The 17,552-nt window shown below is 71.6% G+C and carries 17 protein-coding genes; 5 read left to right on the top strand and 12 right to left on the bottom strand.

Features of this window, described 5'->3' with window-relative positions; all coding sequences use genetic code 11:
• Positions 1-265: 265 nt before the first annotated feature.
• Complete coding sequence (locus tag ORI60_RS44135) at positions 266-853, top strand: TetR/AcrR family transcriptional regulator (protein WP_266042428.1); 588 nt, start codon at positions 266-268, stop codon at positions 851-853.
• Between the two features lie 88 nt (positions 854-941).
• A complete protein-coding gene (locus ORI60_RS44130; RefSeq protein WP_266042429.1) occupies positions 942-1,631 on the top strand; it encodes a type 1 glutamine amidotransferase domain-containing protein in 690 nt (229 codons plus the stop codon).
• 3 nt (positions 1,632-1,634) lie between these two features.
• Here the strand turns inward: ORI60_RS44130 and ORI60_RS44125 are convergent, their stop codons facing one another.
• The 4 genes from ORI60_RS44125 to ORI60_RS44110 all read right to left on the bottom strand — a co-directional run bounded on the left by ORI60_RS44125 (position 1,635) and on the right by ORI60_RS44110 (position 7,595).
• Positions 1,635-4,103, bottom strand: a complete 2,469-nt coding sequence (locus ORI60_RS44125; protein WP_266042430.1) for a non-ribosomal peptide synthetase — start codon at positions 4,101-4,103, stop codon at positions 1,635-1,637.
• Entirely contained in the window at positions 4,100-5,101 is a 1,002-nt protein-coding gene (locus ORI60_RS44120) for an ABC transporter ATP-binding protein (RefSeq protein WP_266042431.1), read from the bottom strand. The genes ORI60_RS44125 and ORI60_RS44120 overlap by 4 nt, the downstream gene beginning before the upstream one ends.
• Positions 5,098-6,552, bottom strand: a complete 1,455-nt coding sequence (locus ORI60_RS44115; RefSeq protein WP_266042432.1) for an ABC transporter permease — start codon at positions 6,550-6,552, stop codon at positions 5,098-5,100. Before ORI60_RS44115 ends, ORI60_RS44120 begins: the two co-directional genes overlap by 4 nt.
• Positions 6,553-6,614: 62 nt before the next feature.
• Positions 6,615-7,595, bottom strand: coding sequence for an iron ABC transporter substrate-binding protein (locus ORI60_RS44110; protein WP_266042433.1), 981 nt, complete (start codon positions 7,593-7,595; stop codon positions 6,615-6,617).
• A 361-nt stretch (positions 7,596-7,956) separates the two neighbouring features.
• Between ORI60_RS44110 and ORI60_RS44105 the strand changes: the two genes are divergently transcribed.
• Together ORI60_RS44105 and ORI60_RS44100 are read left to right on the top strand one after the other, a co-directional pair.
• Positions 7,957-8,352: a MerR family transcriptional regulator gene (locus ORI60_RS44105; protein WP_266042434.1), complete on the top strand. Its 396-nt coding sequence runs from the start codon at positions 7,957-7,959 to the stop codon at positions 8,350-8,352.
• Between the two features lie 105 nt (positions 8,353-8,457).
• Positions 8,458-9,381 (top strand): NADP-dependent oxidoreductase, encoded by a 924-nt coding sequence (locus ORI60_RS44100; RefSeq protein WP_266042435.1) that lies wholly within the window; start codon positions 8,458-8,460, stop codon positions 9,379-9,381.
• Positions 9,382-9,430: 49 nt separating this feature from the next.
• On the opposite strand, the gene ORI60_RS44095 is transcribed toward ORI60_RS44100, so the two are convergent.
• The 6 genes from ORI60_RS44095 to ORI60_RS44070 form a co-directional block, all read right to left on the bottom strand.
• The gene (locus tag ORI60_RS44095; RefSeq protein ID WP_266042436.1) at positions 9,431-10,402 is read right to left on the bottom strand and encodes an ABC transporter permease subunit; all 972 of its coding nucleotides are present in this window, start codon (positions 10,400-10,402) and stop codon (positions 9,431-9,433) included.
• The gene (locus tag ORI60_RS44090; protein ID WP_266042437.1) at positions 10,399-11,298 is read right to left on the bottom strand and encodes an ABC transporter ATP-binding protein; all 900 of its coding nucleotides are present in this window, start codon (positions 11,296-11,298) and stop codon (positions 10,399-10,401) included. Before ORI60_RS44090 ends, ORI60_RS44095 begins: the two co-directional genes overlap by 4 nt.
• On the bottom strand, positions 11,295-11,690 hold the full coding sequence (locus ORI60_RS44085; protein ID WP_266042438.1) for a GntR family transcriptional regulator: 396 nt from the start codon (positions 11,688-11,690) through the stop codon (positions 11,295-11,297). Before ORI60_RS44085 ends, ORI60_RS44090 begins: the two co-directional genes overlap by 4 nt.
• 78 nt (positions 11,691-11,768) lie before the next feature.
• The gene (locus ORI60_RS44080; protein ID WP_266043957.1) at positions 11,769-12,719 is read right to left on the bottom strand and encodes an alpha/beta hydrolase; all 951 of its coding nucleotides are present in this window, start codon (positions 12,717-12,719) and stop codon (positions 11,769-11,771) included.
• Positions 12,720-12,747: 28 nt separating this feature from the next.
• A complete protein-coding gene (locus tag ORI60_RS44075; RefSeq protein WP_266043956.1) occupies positions 12,748-13,683 on the bottom strand; it encodes an NADP-dependent oxidoreductase in 936 nt (311 codons plus the stop codon).
• A gap of 105 nt (positions 13,684-13,788) precedes the next feature.
• Positions 13,789-14,256, bottom strand: coding sequence for a cupin domain-containing protein (locus ORI60_RS44070; RefSeq protein ID WP_266043955.1), 468 nt, complete (start codon positions 14,254-14,256; stop codon positions 13,789-13,791).
• 182 nt (positions 14,257-14,438) lie between these two features.
• On the opposite strand from ORI60_RS44070, the gene ORI60_RS44065 reads away from it, so the two are divergent.
• Positions 14,439-14,936 carry a MarR family winged helix-turn-helix transcriptional regulator gene (locus ORI60_RS44065; RefSeq protein ID WP_266043954.1) on the top strand — a complete coding sequence of 166 codons (498 nt, stop codon included), beginning with the start codon at positions 14,439-14,441 and terminating at the stop codon, positions 14,934-14,936.
• Between the two features lie 2 nt (positions 14,937-14,938).
• Here ORI60_RS44065 and ORI60_RS44060 read toward each other — a convergent pair whose 3' ends face one another.
• Positions 14,939-16,591: an ATP-binding protein gene (locus ORI60_RS44060; protein ID WP_266043953.1), complete on the bottom strand. Its 1,653-nt coding sequence runs from the start codon at positions 16,589-16,591 to the stop codon at positions 14,939-14,941.
• Between the two features lie 29 nt (positions 16,592-16,620).
• Positions 16,621-17,475, bottom strand: a complete 855-nt coding sequence (locus ORI60_RS44055; protein ID WP_266043952.1) for a helix-turn-helix domain-containing protein — start codon at positions 17,473-17,475, stop codon at positions 16,621-16,623.
• Positions 17,476-17,552 lie beyond the last annotated feature (77 nt).

The raw sequence follows: 17,552 nt of genomic DNA, 5'->3' as shown, positions 1-17,552 counted from the left end.
GTAGTGCTTTGCTGCGGGTTGGGCAAGGGGTGCTTTGGCGCGAACGCGGTGCGATGGTCAGCCCCAAGCCCCCAGCCCCCACCCCCCACCCCCCCCCCCCCCACCCCCCCCCCCCGCCCCCCCCACCCCCCACCCCCCCCCCCCCCCCCCCCCCCCCCCCGCCCCCCCCCCCGCCCTGCGGTGCCGGGGGGGGCCCCCCCCCGGCCGTCTGGCGTTCGGTCTCCGGTCGCTAGACGACCGGTCTAATGGCTGCTATGGTGAACCCATGGCGGGCACCCAGGGCGACACGCGGCGCAGCATCCTCGACGCTGCTCAGCGGATCATGTCGCACAAGGGGTTCGCCGCGGTGGGGATCAACGAGGTCCTCTCCGAGGCCGGAGTGCCCAAGGGGTCCTTCTACCACTACTTCGGCTCCAAGGACGCCTTCGGCGAGGCGATGATGCGGTCGTACTTCGTCGACTACCTCGCGGACATGGACCGCGTCCTCACCGCGCCGGGCCTGACCTCGGCGCAGCGGCTGATGAACTACTGGCAGGGCTGGCGCGAGACGCAGAGCGTCGACGAGTGCCAGGGCAAGTGCCTGGCCGTCAAGCTCGGCGCCGAGGTGGCCGACCTGTCGGAGTCGATGCGGCTCGCGCTGAAGGAAGGCACCACCGCCATCGTCGACCGCCTGGAGCGGGTGATCGCATCCGGCCTGGAGGACGGCTCGCTGGTAGTCGACGACGACGCCCGTACCACTGCGCAGGCCCTGTACGACATGTGGCTCGGCGCGAGCGTCATGGCCAAGATCCACCGCGACGTCGGCCCGCTGGACGCGGTCACGACGGTCACTCGCCGTCTCCTGCACGTGTAGCGCCGCGAGCCGGCGCGCTCCCGTGTTCTTCGACCATCTAGAGACGACCGGTCTAATAGGCCGGCGCAACATTCAAGGAGCAGTACTCATGAAGGTTCTCCTCGTCCTCACCTCGCACGACGAGCTCGGTGACACCGGCAGGAAGACCGGCTTCTGGCTGGAAGAGCTGGCCGCCCCCTACTACCGCTTCCGGGACGCCGGTTTCGAGGTCGTGCTCGCCTCGCCCCTGGGCGGCCGGCCCCCGCTGGACCCCAAGAGCAACGAGCCGGCCAGCCAGACCGACGAGACCCGCCGCTTCGAGGCCGACTCCGAGGCCGTGGAGGCACTCGCCAACACCGTCCGCCTCGACTCCGTCTCCGTCGACGACTTCGACACCGTCTTCTACCCCGGCGGCCACGGCCCCCTGTGGGACCTGGCCGAGGACGCCACCTCCATCCGGCTGATCGAGTCCACCCTGCGCGCCGGCAAGCCCCTCGCCCTGGTCTGCCACGCTCCTGGCGTCCTGCGGCACGCGGTGAACGCGGACGGCACCCCGCTGGTGCGGGGCAAGAAGGTCACCGGCTTCACCAACAGCGAGGAGGAGGGTGTCCAGCTCACCGAGGTGGTCCCCTTCCTGGTCGAGGACGAGCTCGTGCGGCTGGGGGGCGACTACTCCAAGGGTGACGACTGGGCGCCGTACGTCCTGCGCGACGGCCTGCTGATCACGGGGCAGAACCCCGCCTCCTCCGGTCCGGCCGCCGACGCGCTCATCGAGCTCGTCACCAAGGCCGGTGCGTGAGTCTCAGGTCGTGATGCCGCGTGAGCGGCTCGACGACCCCGCCGGGCCGGAAGCCCGCACGGCCCCGGCCCGGCGGCGCCGCGGGGTCCTCGAACTCGTCGAAGGCCCCACCGCGATCGCTCTCATCACCCGGTCTGCTCCCAGCCACGCCAAGCACCCCACCGCGACGCACACGACCCACACGACCGGCGACGGCACCTGTGGTTGCAGGTGCGGGAACACGGCGTAGTGCGTGAGGTAGATGGCGAGTGACGCGCTGGCCAGCAGGCTCACCGGGGTGAGCAGTCCGCGCGGCACCGGCACGCGGGCCAGCGACAGCAGCAGGACCACGCCGCCGATCACGACGACCTCGCGCGAGAGGTTCTCCATCCGGCCGGGAACCATCGCGACCATCACCACCACGACGAAGCACTTCTGCCACCACGCGGGGGAGCGGTGGGCGAGCCAGCCGAGGGCGACGAACCAGGCCGCGCCGAGCGTGGTCATGTTGCGGGCGAAGAAGTCGCCGTCGACGGTGAACCTCAGCGCCAGCGCCAGTCCGAGCACCGTCAACGCGAGCGCGTAGCCGTGCCGTTGTTCCCAGCGCCGGACCGCCGGTACGGCGAAGATCAGTGCACACAGGAGCAGAACGTGCACGACGACCTCGACGAACCAGTACCCGGCGGCGCCGACGCGGGTGAAGTTGTTGACCAGCAGGACGTTGTCGATGGTCACGTCGTCGGTGACGGCCATCCGGTAGACGAGCCAGAGCGAGGTCGGCACCGCAATGAACGCCGCCGCCCGCAGGATGCGGAGCGGATCGGCGGGCACCAGGAAGCGGGCGATGTTCCAGCCCGCGACGACGAGCAGCAGGTGTGCGCCGCCGAGCAGCGTGAAGAAACCGACGTGCGAGCCCACGATGAGCAGGATCGCCAGCGCTCGCAGCACGATCGTGGTGTCGACCAGCGGGACGCGGCGGTGCCGGGCGCGCAGCGCTTCCAGCGACGACACCGGCATCGTGGGCCACGAGGACGGTAGATCGCCGAGCAACCGTTGCAGCTGCACGGTCATCTGGACGTAGCGCAGCGAGTCGCCGCCCAGCGAGTTGAAGGTCGCGTCGGACGGCACCGGCCGCACGCCGAGAACCGAGGCGAACACCTCGCGCACGGAGTTCGAGTCGCCCGTGGACGGTGCCGCGACGGCCCGGTAGTCGACTTTGCCGTTGGACAGCAACGGGAACGACGTCACGGCGTAGGTGCGGACGGCGGTCGCGGGCAGTCCGGTCAGAGCGCGGACCAACCGCGCCGCGCGGTCCGCGTCGCCGAGCACCGCGACGACCAGGCCGCTGTCGTCACCCGTGCAGGCCGCGCGGAGGCCGTCGGCGGCGAGCGAGCGTTCGACCTGGTCCAGATCGACGCGCAGCCCGAACGGCTTCACGAACCGGTTCTTGCGGCCGGTCACCGAGAACAGGCCGTGGGACTCCGCTCCCAGGTCCCCGGTCCGCAGCTCGAAGGTCGTGCGTCCCAGTGCCAGGTCCTCGGGCGCGTGGGCGTACCCGAGCATGACGTTGGGGCCGCTGTAGACGAGTTCGCCGTCGTCGACGCGCAGCTTTCCGCCGGGGATCGCGACACCGATCGCAGACGGGTGCGAGGCGGCGAGCTCAGGCGGGAGGTAGGCCATGCGCGCGGTGGCCTCGGTTTGGCCGTACATCACGAAGAACCGCCAGCCCCGTGCGGCGCCCAGTTCGGAGTACCGGACCACGTCCGCCGGGGCCAGCCGGCCGCCGGCCTGCGTCACGTAACGCAGGCTCGGGAGGTGCATGGCGTCGAAGCCGATGCCGTCCAGCAGCCCGAACGTGTGCGGCACTCCGTGCAGGCTCGTCACGCCGTGGGAGCGCACGAGGTCCCAGAACTCCGGCTCGATCACCGATCGTGCGGTGAGCACCAGCCCGGCGCCGCACGCGAGGTTGCTGTTCACGACCGACAAGCCGTAGCAGTAGTGCAGCGGCAAGGACGTGACGGCGCGGTCCGTCTCCCGGATGTCGAGGTAGGAGCCGATCGCGGCGGCGTTCGCGGCGAGGTTGTCCGCGCTCAGCCGCACCAGCTTCGGCGACCCGGTCGTGCCGGACGTCGACAGCAGCAGCGCCAGTTCGGGGTGGAGCGCGTGCGCGGTGCCCGCGCGCCGTTCCGTCCAGGAGCCCGAGATCACCACGTCCGGGTCGTAGGCGGAGGTCAGCGCGGGGATCTGCGCGGTGGACGCGAGGACGACAGGATGCCTGCCGCGCAACGCGGCCAGGTACGCCACGACCGAATCGGCGTCGTTCTCCGCGGCGAGCAGCACCAGCCGCCGCGTCGTGCCGAGCCGCTCCGCCGCCGAGGTCACCCGCTGGTCCAGCTCGTGGTAGGTCAGCGAACCGTCGGGTGTCACCAGGGCGAGCCGGTCACCGTGCTCCGCGAGACGATCAGCGAACCCGAGGTCCGCCGTGGCCGTCACGGTGTGCCCTCGAAGAACAGGGCGGGCCCGTCGACCGACACGGAGACCGCGTCTCCGGACCGCACCGAGATCCGGCCCTGCACGCGTGACCGGACCCGTGTGCCGTCGGCGAGCCGCAACAGGACCGTCGCGTCGTGCCCGTGGAAGAGGACGTCCTCCACAGTGGACGGAACGCCGGTGCCGCCGAGGATCAGCTGCTCCGGACGCAAAAGCACCGTGCCGGGACCGTCGCCGGACGTCGGCAAGGTCCCGAGCGGTGTCTGCACCCGGCCGGAACGGGCGACGCCGGCGAACGTCATCGCCTCACCCACGAACAACGCCACCCCTAGGTCGGCGGGCGAGGTGTAGATCGTCTGCGGCCTCGCGAACTGGGCCACTGCGCCGTCCCGCAGCACCACCACGTGGTCCGCGACACCCAGCGCTTCCTCCTGGTCGTGCGTCACGAGCAACGCCGTCGCGCCGGCCGCCTTCAACGTCGCGCGAACGTCCGCCCTCAGCTCCTCGCGCAGACCGGCGTCCAACGCGGAGAACGGTTCGTCGAGCAGCACGACCCCGGGACGCGGTGCCAGAGCGCGGGCCAGCGCCACCCGCTGCGCCTGGCCGCCGGAGAGCTGCGCGGGCATCCGGGAGCCGAACCCGCCCAGGCCCACCAGGTCGAGCAGCTCTTCGACGCGGTCTCCGCGCTCACCCCGGCCGAGCCCGAACCCGACGTTCCCCGCCACGGTCAGGTGCGGGAACAACGCGCCCTCCTGCGGCACGATCCCGATCCCGCGCCGCTCCGGCGGTACGTCGGAGGTCAGCCGCCGCTCGCCCAGCCAGACCTCGCCCGAGGTGACCGGGTGGAATCCGGCGAGGACCCGCAGCAGCGTCGTCTTGCCGCACCCGGAAGGCCCGAGCACGGCGAGCAACCCGCCCTGCGGCACTTCGAAGTCGACCTCGCGCAGCACGGGTTCTCCGCCGTAGCCCGCGACGAGTCGCTTCACCGTCAAGCCGCTCATCGCCCACCTCCCGAATCGTCCCGGCGCAGGAACCGGTCCAGCACCACCGCGGGAATCGCCGCCACCACGAGCAGCACCGCCGCATAGGGCGCCGCCGCGGCGTAGGCGGCGACCTCGGTGCGGGTCCACAGCTCGGTCGCCAGGGTGTCGACCCCGGTCGGCCGCAGCAGCAACGTCGCCGGCAACTCCTTGGCACACGTCAGGAACACCAGCGCGGTGCCGGCCAGGACGCCCGGCGCGGAGAGCGGCACGGTGACCCGCATCGCCGTCCGCCACCGCCCGTGGCCGAGCGACCGCGAGACGTCCTCCAGCACCGGCGGTGCGTGCGCCACGCCGGTGCGGACAGCTCCCACGGCCAAGGGCAGGAACAGCACCGCGTACGCGAACGCCAGCATGGGGAGGGTCTGGTACAGCGCCGGCGCGAACCTGATCCCGAAGAACACCAGCGCCAGCCCGACGGTGATGCCGGGCAGGGCGTGCCCCGCGAAGCTCGCGAGCTCGACCCCTCTGGCGAGCCGGCCCTGGTGCCGTGCCGCCAGGACTCCCACCGGCAGCGCCAGCAGCAGCGTCAGCACCGCGCCGAACGCCGACACCGCGACGGTGTTGCCGGTGGTCGCCAGCAGGTCGGACACCTCGAACGTCGAGGTCCCCGCCGCGAGCCACCACACGAGGCTGACGACCGGCACGCCGAGCGTCAGCACGAGCAACACCACCGTCCCGCCCAGCGCCGGCACCCGAGCCCGCCCCAGCGGCACGGTCAGCGGCTGACGGCGCCCGCGCAGCGCCATCACCCCGCGCGCCCGTCGTTCGCCGACGGTCAACGCGACCGCCAGCACCACCAGGACCAGTCCGAGGACCGCGGCCGGCGTGCGGTCGAACGAGGCCCGGTAGCTCGTGTAGATGCCGAGGGTGAACGCCTCGTACCGCATCAGCGACACCGCGCCGAAGTCGCTCAGCACGTACAGCGCCACCAGCAGCCCGCCGGCGAGCGCCGCGGGCCGGATCTGCCTCAGCGTCACGGAGAGGAACACCTGGCGACTGGTCCTGCCGAGCGACCTCGCGACCTCCTCCACCGCCGGATCGGCCGTGCGCAACGCGGCCGCGACCGGCAGCAGCACGTACGGGTACGACACCAGCGTCAGCACCACGAACGCGCCCGCGAACCCGGTGAGCCGCGGCGCCACGGAGATCCAGGTGAACCCGGCGACGTACGACGGCACCGCGAGCGGCAGCACGAGCAGCACTCCGAAGGCCCGCCGTCCGGACAGGTCCGAGCGCGTCACGAGCCACGCGCTGAGCACGCCCAGCACGAGGCACGCGGCCGTCACCGCCACCGCGAGCGAGAGGCTGCGCAGTGCCAGTTCCGCGGTCCGGGTCCGGGCCAGCACGTCCCACACGACACCGCCGCCGCGTTCGAACGAACGCACGGCCAGGTACGCCAGCGGCAGCACGGCGACCGCGGCGACGAGCAGCGACAGAGTGGTGAGAGCTGGGCCGGCCCGGTGGCCGGGCCTCAGGACAACCCCGCTTCCTGCAGCAGCTTCACCGTCTCCTGCAACGACGACAGCTGGGAGAGGTCGATGTCGGGCGCCTGCAGGTCCGTGATCGGCGGCAGCCGGTGCTTGCCCGGCTTCACGCCCGGATTCGCCGGGTACTCGGCGGTCTGGTCCGCGAAGTGCCGCTGCGCCTGCTCGGACAGCAGGAACCGCACGGCCTTCTGCGCGGCCTCGCTCTGGTTGGAGCCCTGGATGATCCCGACACCGGCCACGTTGACCAGCGCGAGCGGATCACCACCGCCGGACCGGTGCAGCCGGGCCTTGACGTTGGCCTCGCCGCCCTTCTCCGCGACCATGGCGTACCAGTAGTAGTGGTTGATCAGTCCGAAGGGGAGCTGACCGTCGTCGACCGCCTTGAGGATGCTGTTGTTGTTGTCAAAGCGCTTCGGTTCGTTGGCGGCGAACTTCTTCAGCCAGTCCCTGGCGAAGTCCTCACCCTTGAGCACCCGCACCGACGTCACGAACGCCTGCCAGGACCCGTTGGTCGGTGCGTAACCGACCTTGCCCTTCCACTTGGGGTCGACGACCTCCTCGATCGACCTGGGCAGCTCGTCCTCGTCGACCACGCGGGGGTCGAAAGCGATCACGCGGGCCCGTGCGCTCGTCGCCACCCAGCGCTTGTCCCGCGCCTGGTAGGTCTCCGGCACCATGCCGAGCACGTCCGCGGGCAGCTCGGCCAGCCGGCCCTGCGCCCCGACCGCGCCCAGCGCGCCGGCGTCCTGCGCGAAGAACAGGTCCGCCTCGGTGCCCTGGCCTTCTTCCAACAGCTGCGCGGCCATTTCACCGCTACCGCCGTAGCGGACCTCGACATCGATTCCGACGGCGTCCTCGAGCTGGTCCAGGAGGGCTCCGACCAATTGTTCGTTGCGGCCGGAGTAAATGATCAGGTCGTCTGCTGAACTGCAAGCAGTCAACGTCGACGCCAACAGTGCTGCCACCAGCGTCACGGTGCGTGCACGACGCCTCACCAGCAGTCCTCCTCAGCTCACCCCCAGGTCAGAACGGGTGTCGACAAGGTAAAGCTAACCTAAGGCACATTCAAGACGTGGATGCCATTACGTGATGCGACGCCGGACACATCACCTGTTCGGCCCCATATGTTGAGGAGTTCCTCCTGGCGATCGAAAAATGGTTGGGGGACGCCGCTGCGGGGATGCGGGAAACTTTCGTGACGTTGCCGGAAAACATTCTCGAAGCAAATGTGGAAAACTCGCCACCGCCCGTGTCGGGGGTTCGATCCCGAATGTCCACAATGGACGCGAGCGGTCGCGCGGAGCACGCGGGCGTAGGCTTTCGGGAATGCGGATCGGCGAGCTGTCCAAGCGCACGGGCGTGAGCCCGCGCTCACTGCGGTACTACGAAGAGCAGGGCCTGCTGACCAGCTCGCGCTCCGGCGCGGGGCAGCGCCACTACTCCGACACCGCGGTCCAGCGCGTCTCGCTCATCCGGCAGTTGTTCGACGCGGGCCTCTCCAGCCGGGTGATCACGACTCTGCTGCCGTGCGTCGACATCCCGGATGACCTGGACGTCGCGGAGGAGACGTTCACGGCGATGATGCGCGAGCGCGACCGGATCGACGCCGAGATCGCCCACCTGCTCCAGACCCGGGATGCACTCGACATGCTGATCAGGGCCAACGGCCGGCACCGGGCGGCCCTGTCCACGGCTCCGGAACGGGCGGCGCAGCCGGCCTGACGCTGTGACCCGCGCCTCAGCCGGTTGCCCCTCACATCGATGTCAACGATGAGGATGGCCGCAGAGCCCGGAACCACCGGGCGGTCATCCGAAAGGCGGCAGAAAATGGGGCAGGCGTGGGGTTTCAGCAAGCACGGCGGGCCTGAGGTGCAGGAGTTGTTCGACCGTCCCGACCCCGTCCCCGGCCGCGGCGAGGTGCTGATCCGGGTCGACGTCGCCGGCGTGAACCCCCTCGACCACATCGTGCGCGCAGGTCTGGTCGAAGGGCTCGACGGCGGGCGGCCGTTCCCCCGCGTGCTGGGCATGGAGGCGGCGGGAACCGTTCTCGCACTGGGGGAGGACGTTGACGGGCTCGAGGTGGGCTACGCGGTCTTCGGCTTCGCGCTCACCGGCGGCGGCACCTACGCCGAGACGACGGTGCTGTCCGCGCCGAACACCGCGCGCATCCCGGCGGGCCTGTCCGCGGCCGTGGCGGCGACGCTGCCCGTGGCCGGGACGACGGCGGTGGACGTGCTCGACCAGCTCGGCCTCCCGGCCGGTGCCACGGTTCTGGTCAACGGCGTCGGCGGCGGAGTCGGTCTCGCCGTCGCCGGGCTGGCCGCCGCGCGCGGGCTGCGCGTGGTCGGCACCGGCAGCACCGCCAAGCGCGAGTCCGCCGAGGCCGTCGGCGTGCGGTTCGTCGACTACACAGCCGAGGACGTCGCCACTGCGGCGGGCGAGCTGGTCCCGGACGGCTTCGACGCGATCGTCGACCTGGTCGGCGGCGCCTCGCTGCGGACTGTCGCCCCGCTCGCCAAGGATCCCCGCAACGTCATCGCCGTGGGTGACGCGTCCGTGTCCGACCTCGGTGGGCGTTTCGTCGAGCGCCGCCTCGACCGCGAGAACCTGGAGCGGTCGGCCGGGCTGGCCCTCGACGGAGTCCTCGCACCCGCGATCAGCGCGGTCCACCCGTTCTCCGACGCCCTGGTCGCCCTCGCCGCTGTGGAGAACGGCCACGCCGTGGGCAAGGTCGTCATCAAGGTGACCTGATCGTCCACAACAGACGGATGGAGCGCGTCCGGCACAGACGCGCTACGGCCTAGATCATCCTGCGCCGCACCCGCCACACCACCACACCGGTCAGGACCGCCGCGACGGCGACGAACAGGGCCGCCTCGACGAGCTGGAACGTCCAGAACCGGTCGGCCGGGTGGTAGACGCCGAACCGCTGGACGCCCCGTGCGTGCAGGAACTGGTTGAGGTTCGTGCCGGCCTGGTCGGCGGCGGCCTCCAGCTCGGAGTACTCGGCCGAGCTCAGCCTGCGCCCGGTGGCGTCCGCGTAGCCCCGTTCGATCGTCCAGTCGGCGAAGCCGGGCACGGACCCGGCCTGGTCCTTCGCGCCGCCGGCGGGAACAGGTTCCCTGGTGGTGAGCGGCGTGGCGTACGCGGGACGGGCCACCAGCGCCACCGACATCCTGGCGGCGAGGAACGCCCCGAACGCGACGCCGAACGCGGGCAGGCTGCGCCGCAGGACCGCCCCCGCGGCGGTGGCGGCGCCGAACGCGAACAGCGCGTACGCCACCGGAACGAGTCCCTGCAGGTCGAAGGCGTCGTACTGGAACCGCCCCTCCCACGCGTCGAACGGCTGGCGGAACCAGGTGAGCACCGCGGTGAACATGCCGGTGAGCGCGACGGTGACGCCGGCCAGTGCCGCGAGCTTGGCCGCCAGCCAGCGCATCCGCGGCACGGCCTGCGTCCAGGCGAGCTGCCAGGTGCCGTCCTCCAGCTCGCGCGCGAGCAGCGGCGCGCCGAGGAACGCCCCGATGACGACGGGGACCAGGTAGAAGGCCGCCAGGAGGTTCTCGACGTAGCCGTACTCGTCGTCGAGCCGGCGGAAGGAGGCCGTGCAGGCGTCGGTGACCCGGGCCTCTCCCGCGCACCGCGCGGGACCGCCGGGGAACAGGTCGTGGGCCTGCGTCCCGAGCGCGAGCAGGACAACGCCGAACATGCCGACGAGCAGACCGAGGACGACGACCTCGGTCCGGTGCTGGCGCCAGATCAACCACGTCACGACGCCACCTCCGCCGCGACCGCGGCGCCCGGTTCGGACGGCCGGCGCAGGTATGCGAGCACCAGGTCCTCCAGCGCGACCGGCTGGGTCTGCCACCCCGGCGCGGCCGGTATCGCGCCGTCGCGCACCAGCAGGGTCGTGTGCCGGTCGCTGTGGACGGCCTCCACGACCGTGCCGGCCCGGTCGAGGTCGGTGGACGTGCGCGGGCCGACGAGCACCCGGTGCTCGGCGAGGAGGGTGTCGATGTCGCCGGTGAGCGTGACCCGGCCCTGGTTGAGCACGACCAGGTGGTCGCAGACGCGCTCCAGCTCGTGCACGACGTGGGAGGAGAACAGGACGGTCACGTCGCCTTCGGCCACCGCGCCCATGAGGACCTGCATGAACTCGTGCCGCGCCAGCGGGTCGAGACTGGCCACCGGCTCGTCGAGGACGAGCAGGTCCGGCCGCTTCGCCAGGGCGAGGGCCAGCGCGACCTGGGCCTGCTGCCCGCCGGAGAGCGTGCCGGTCCTGCGGTCCAGCGGGATGCCCAGCTTCGCCAGCCGGCGCTCGGCCAGCCCCTGGTCGAACCGCAGGTTGCAGGCCCGGCCGAAGCGGAGCATCTCGGCGACGGTGAAGCGCTTGTACAGCGGGTGGTCCTGGGCCAGGAACCCGATCCGGGACAGGGTGTGCGGAGTGCTGGCGGTGACGTCGTGGCCGAGGACCTCCACCGTGCCGGTGCTCGGTGCCAGCAACCCGACGGCCAGGCGCAGCAGCGTGGTCTTGCCCGCGCCGTTCGGCCCGACGAGGGCGATCACGCCGCCCGCCGGCAGGGCCAGCGTGCAGTCGCGCAACGCCCAGCCCTTCCGGTACCGCTTGCCCACGCCGTCGGTGCGCAGCGCGAACCCGGCCGCCGTCACGCCACGCCCTCGTTCTTCGCCTGCTGGTGGACGGAGGCGAACAGCGCGTCGACCGACTGCTCGTCGAGCCCGGCCGCGTAGGCGCGGCGCAGCCAGGTCACCAGGCCGCGGTGCAGGGACGTGTACGTCGACGCCGGCATCGCGGCCGACCGCTGCTCGGTGACGAACGTGCCCTGGCCGGGCCGGCCGGTGACCAGGTTCTCCTGCTCCATCTGCCGGTACGCCTTGGCGACGGTGTTCGGGTTGATCGCCAGGTCCTCGACCACCTCGCGGATGAGCGGGAGGCGGTCACCGGCTTGGAGGAAGCCCAGCAGCACCGCCTGGCGGACCTGCTGGACGAGTTGCAGGTACGGCGGCACACCGGAGTGGGTGTCGAGCCGGAAGACGAACACGGCAGCCCCTTTGCTGATTTACTAGTACCATAGTAAAGCAGCAGTTCGGCACGTCGAGCGCGGCTGCCGGGAACTCGGCTAGATCGACCTGAGGACTCGGACGCGGTCAGCGACGGCGCGGCGGGCGACGTCCGAGTCGACGGCGATCGAGTCGAACTCGTGCGGTGCGCCGGGGTGCAGGTGGAACTCGACCGGCACGCCGGCGCGGCTGAGCTTCGTCGCGTAGGCCAGGTCCTCGTCGCGGAAGACGTCGAGCTGACCGACCTCGACGTAGGCCGGCGGCAGGCCGGACGCGTCCTCGAGCCGGGCGGGTGCCGCGGTGGCCGGGACGTCGGGCCCGCCGGCGGCGTCGCCGAGCAGCGCGGGCCACGCGGTGAGGTTGTCGTCGTAGGACCACAACGCGTAGGGCGCGATGTGCGGGTCGGCCTCGGTGGTGCGGTCGTCGAGCATCGGCATGATCAGGATCTGCCGGGCGATGGCCGGACCGCCGCGGTCACGGGCGAGGATCGACAGCGCCGCCGCCATCCCGCCTCCGGCACTGTCGCCCATCACACCGATCCGGGCGGGGTCGACACCCAGTGCGGCGGCGTTGTCGTGCAGCCAGCGCAGCGCCGCGTAGGCGTCCTCGAGCGGGGTGGGGAAGGGGTGTTCGGGCGCCCGGCGGTACTCGACGGACAGCATCGGCACACCGCTCGCGGACACGTACCGGGAGACCGGTCCGTCGAACAGGTCGATGTGGCCGAAGACGTACCCGCCGCCGTGGAAGAACAGCGCGGCCGGGCCGGGCGTCGCGCCTTCCTCGGTGTACCAGCGCATCGTGATCCGTGCGCCGTCGTCCGCGGTGGCGTGGTGGTCGGTGGTGGTCACGTCGGCCGGGATCGGCTGGGCCGTTCCGGCGGCGCCGATGATCGGTTCCCACAGGGCCCTGCGCGCCTCGACGTCGCCCACCGCCGGAGGGGTGGCGTCCGCCATCGCACCGGCCATCGGGGCCAGTGCGATGGCGATCTCGGGGTCCAGCCCGAGTGACATGGTCTGCTCCTTCTTCTGTGGCGGGTTGTCAGACGACGAAGACGACCTTGCCGCGGACCGCGCCTGAGGCGGCCTGGGCGTGGATCGCGGGCAGTTCGGTCAGCGGCACGCGCTGGGCGACGTCGATCCGCAGGTCGCCGGAGTCGACCAGCGCCACGAGCTTCGCCAGCTGCTCGGCGTCGCTGCGGACGTAGAGGTTGACGCCGCGCACGTCGCGGTCCTCGTCGGCCGGCGCGGGCATCCAGATCGTCGTGTTGACGACGGCTCCGCCGGGACGGACCACCGTGACCAGCCCGGCCAGGACCGCCGGGTCGACCGGCGCGAGGTTGAGCACGAGGTCGACCTCCTCGGTCACCGCCGAGAGCACGCTGGTGGTGGTGTGGTCGACGACCTCGTCGGCGCCGGCGGTCCGCACGGCCTCGGCGCTGTGCGGGCTGGCCGTGGCGATCACGTGGGCACCGGCCTCCTTGGCGAGCTGGACGGCGTAGCCGCCGACCGGTCCGCCCGCGCCGTTGACCAGCACGCGCTGCCCTGCCTTCAGCTGACCGTGGTCGAACAGCGCCTGGTAGGCGGTGAGACCTACCAGCGGCAACGCGGCGGCGTCGGCCAGCGGGACGCCCTTGGGAGCCGGGGTCAGGGCGGTGGCCGGTGCCAGGACGTACTCGGCCGCCGCGCCGGGCTTGGTCATCGGCAGGAAGCCGACGACCTCGTCGCCGACCGCGAAGCCCTCGACGCCCTCGCCCAGGGCGTCGACCGTGCCGGCGACGTCGAGACCGGGGGTGTGCGGCAGCTCGACCGGGATCGGGCCCTGCATGACGCCCAGGCGGATGTTGCCCTCGACGGGGTTGAACGTGGTGGCCGCGACGCGGACCAGGACCTCACCGGCTCCGGCGACGGGCTGCTCCACGTCCTCGTACCGCAGGACCTCGGGGCCGCCGAACTCGTGGAAACGCACTGCCTTCATGGCAACTCTCCCTTGTTGTTTGCTTCGAACTCGAAGCACCTGAAGCTGACGGTAGACCTGCTTCGAATTCGAAGCAAAGTGACGTGCGGCACTGGAGGTCCGGGGTCAGCGGGAAAGGCCGAGCAGGACGTTGCCGGAGATCTCCGCGGCCTCCGCGAGCAGCGAGAGCGGGATCTCGAACCCCTCGGGACGCGGTTCGCGCAGGTCGCGCCCGGCGTGGCGGAACATCTTCTCCAGTCCGCCCGGAGTCGAGATGAGCAGCAGGTCGGCCTTCTCGGAGGTGATCCGGTAGCTGTGCGGGATGCTGCGAGGCAGGAAGACGATGCCGCCTTCGCGCAGCTCGTGCTCTTCGTCGCCCGCCCACACCAGCGCGGAGCCGGACAGCAGGAGGAAGACCTCGTCCTCGTTGTTGTGCATGTGCCACGGCGGCGCCTCGCCGAGACCGGCGTCGAAGCGCCCGACGGTCAGCTGACCTCCGGTCGCCTCGGCGTCGAGCAGGACGCTGAACACGCTCCCGCCGATCCATTCGAGCTGTTGCTGGTCCTCCCGCTGGGAGAGGTGGGGGATGCTCAAGGTCGTCCTCGGGGTCGGTGGGACGGCGGTGCCGTCCTCCTGCCTGGAGACCCTGGTGTGCGCCGCTGCTCAGCCGCCACGTCCCGCGGTGCCCACCTGTGTCCAGCGCTGCTCAACCCGCGCTCTGCCCGGCGCGGAGTTGTCCGAGCGCTCCTTCGAATTCGAAGCAGTAGGATGCGATCATGTCCGACTCACCGCCGTCGCTCGACCCCGTGCAGCTCGGCGCCTACTTCGCCCTCGTCGAGGTGACGAGCCTGCTGCGCCACGCGGTCGAGCAGCAGCTGAAGGAAGCCGGTGACCTGAGCTACGTGCAGTTCCAGCTGCTGGCGCGGCTCGGGGACTCGCCGACGGGCAGCCACCGCATGACCGATCTGGCCGACGGCGTCGTCTACAGCCGCAGCGGCCTGACCTACCAGGTGGGGCTGCTGGAGAAGGCGGGACTGGTCGAACGTTCGCCGTCCGCCGACGACGAACGGAGCGTCACGGTCACCATCACCGACGCCGGACGCAAGCTGCTCGCGGCGGTGTTGCCGGGGCACGTCGAGGTCGTCAGCGGGCTGCTCTTCGAACCGCTGTCGCGCGACGACGTGCACACCCTCGCGGCACTGCTGGCGCCGGTGCGCGACCACATGCGGTCGACGCCGCCGCGTTCGGCTGCGCCTCGCCGTCGCAGGAGCTGACGTCACCTCGCCAGGAGATGGGCGACGAGCCGCTCCTTGGCCAGGGCGAGGTGGCGCCGGTAGGTGCCGTAGGGCACGCCCAGCCGTCGCGCGGTCGCCTTGTGGGTGCTGGAGGCGGAGATGTAGGTGGCGACGAGGGTGTCGTGCGCCTTGACGCCGGCGGCGTCGACCCGGAGCGCGTCGAGGGCCGACGTGATGCGGTCGCGCAGGTCCGCGACGGGATCGGCCGACTCCGGTGGCACCAGGTGCGACCTCAGCAGGACGCTCGTGGCGAACTCGCGGGGAGCACGCCACGTGCGCAGTGCTTCGAGCACGCCCTCCTCGAACGCCTTGCGCGGCAGGAGATCGGCCGTTTCCGGGCCCCACGAGGCCGTGGGCGCGGCGGCATGAACCCCGTCTTCGACCCACTGCTCTCCGGGCTGCCGCCGCCAGTCCTTGCTGAAGACGTGCTGCGTTCGCCCGTCGACCTCCACCGCCACCACCTCCCGTCCCGAACTCCGCATCTCGGTCGCGACGGTGCGGCGGACGCCCAGGTGCTCACCCTCACGCAGGGGAGCGGCCGTCTCGACGTGCTCCCACAACGCCGCGATCACCGGGTCGGCGGGACCGAGAGGCGTGTCCTCGATGTCCGCGAGGTCTTGCCAGTCGTACAGCTCGCGCGGGTCGGCTTGGTCGCGGAAGAGGAACATCCACTCCGCGGCGCGCTGCGGTGCGTCGGCCTCGGCGGCCCGGCGCACCGCGTTCAGGCAGGCGACCGACAGGCGCGTGCGGACTTCCTCGTAGCGCTCGGGGTCCCGCCACCGCAGATCGGCTGCGAGCGCGGACCGCACCGCGACATGGGGACGCAGTCCGTGGGGCGTGGTCTCGACGTAGGGCTGCCGCCGCAGCCAGGAGAACGCCGTCGCGGCGTCCTCGTCGCCGAGCACCGCGCGCAGCAGTTCCTCACGCGTGACATGAGCCTGCGCGAGGACGTCGAGGGCGCGCCGGTGAGCTCCACCCGGCAGATCACCCACGAGCCGCTCCACCAGGGTGGTCAGCACTTCACCGGTCGGTGCCGAGGTGGCGAGGGAGAGAGCGAGCGGGCTCCCGCCCGCGAAGGCGAGGATGCCCGCGCGACGGTCCGGTGCGACGTTCCGCGCGGCGAGAAGGGCTTCGGACTGGACGGCGTCGAGCGGTCGCAGTGCCAGAGCGGTGAACACCTGCGCCCAGCCGGGATCGAGCGTCCACTCGGCGTCGGCGGCGATCCTGCTCGCGAGCACGACGACCGTCCCCTCCGCGAGCCTTGGCAGGAAGGTGTCGCGCAACCACGACTCAAGTCGCTGGGAGTGCTCGAAAGCGTCGACGAGGAGCACCACACCGGGTTCGACGCACGCCAGCGCGGCGGTGTCCTCCATGCGACGCGGATCGGCGTTCAGCAACCGCCCGTCGACCCGCACGACCTCACGACCGGCGAACTCCGCCCGCGCGGCCGCGTAGCGCAACAGCGAGGACTTGCCGATGCCGCCGGAACCGTGGACGTACGCCACGAGCGGAGCACCGGCCACCCCGGACAACATCCGGTCGAGCACCGACCGCTCGAAGTCCCTGCCCACCAACGCCCCGGCCCGCCCCGCGGCCAGCCGCCCCGCCAGGCCCAGGCCCAGGTTGATCAACATGGGCCCCAGGATCGCCGCCCGAGGACCGGTCAGCCTGGGCCAGCTTGTCCCACCCTGACGACGGCGGGCCCGGTGAAGGCGCGAACGACCTCGCCGAGCCGTCCCGCGTCGGCCGACCCCGGAGCGGCGGTGAGCATCACGGCCTGGAGGTCGTCGCCGGGCACCTGCAGCAAAGTGCCGTCGAGCGCGATGTCACCCACGCCCGGATGCCGGAACACGGCCCGATTCCCGTAGTCGGCAACGATTCTCGGCGCACGCCACAGGCTGTCGAACGAACGGCTCGTGGTGCGCAACTCGTCCACGAGCTCAGCGAGCGGCTCGTCACCGGGATAACGCAGGGACGTGCTGCGCAACCGGCCGGCGAGCGTCGCCCGGAACGCGGCCGCGTGGTCGTCGTCGCGGCTGATCTCCCGGTGGGCGTGCGAGAACGTGCGCCAAGCGACGTTCCAGTCCCGGGCCTCCCGGTTGGACGCTCCCGCGCCGAACGCCGTCCACGCACCGTTGACGGCGACGACGTTCCACGCCGCATCAGTCAGGAACACGGGGGTGTCGGCGAACCGCTCCAGCAACCGCATCGAGGCGGACCCGGCCGCCCGCGGCACCCGCCCGTCCGCCGCGGCATAACCCGCCAGCGCGCAAAGCCGTTCGTACTCGGCCGGCCCCACGCGCAACGCGCGGGCGATCGCGTTCACCACAGCCGCCGACGGGTGCCGCCGACCCTGTTCCAGCCGCCGCACGTAGTCCGCCGACACCCCGGCCAGCTCGGCGAGCTCCTCCCGCCGCACGCCACGAGCCCGCCGCCGACCGGCTGGCAACCCGATCGCGGTGGGCTCCGCGGATTCGCGCAACCGGCGCACCTCCGCGCCGAGATCCTGCAACGCCATGATGCAAGTGTCCCTTATGGAGCAAATGCGATGGCGCCTGCACATCTTGTTCGTGAGAGCGCGCGCAGTGTCCACCT

The organism is Lentzea sp. NEAU-D7 (assembly GCF_026242055.1).
GTDB lineage: Bacteria > Actinomycetota > Actinomycetes > Mycobacteriales > Pseudonocardiaceae > Lentzea.
Note: the sequence above shows the minus strand (reverse complement) of the source record. Positions and strands in the feature narration are given on the sequence as shown.